Below are 248 nucleotides of genomic sequence, written 5' to 3'. Positions count from 1 at the left end.
ATCTATTCCATATTGCTTGAGTACTTTTTCTGGTTCTTATAGGGAGACTCTGTTTCAATAGCGTCATTGATCTCTCTATTTTTAATACCTTTTAGACGCTTCTTCTCTGTACGCTTGATCTTAAAATTTACTAAGAAGTAAACACTAATAAAGAAGATAGTAATTAAGAGGTGGTATGTATTTTCAAGCGATACGAAATTCAAGCTTATTCCTTAGGCATGGTTCTTTTCTTTTTTATCATAATAACG

General features: G+C 31.5%; 1 protein-coding gene. It reads right to left on the bottom strand.

The features are described 5' to 3' along the window. Window positions 1-2: 2 nt before the first annotated feature. The gene (locus M901_RS13350; RefSeq protein WP_021278736.1) at window positions 3-203 is read right to left on the bottom strand and encodes a hypothetical protein; all 201 of its coding nucleotides are present in this window, start codon (window positions 201-203) and stop codon (window positions 3-5) included. Between the last annotated feature and the right edge of the window lie 45 nt (window positions 204-248).

The sequence above is a fragment of the Bacteriovorax sp. DB6_IX genome, from assembly GCF_000447775.1.
Lineage (GTDB): Bacteria > Bdellovibrionota > Bacteriovoracia > Bacteriovoracales > Bacteriovoracaceae > Halobacteriovorax_A.
The sequence above is the reverse complement of the archived record's forward strand: the minus strand, read 5'-3'. Positions and strand labels throughout refer to the sequence as shown.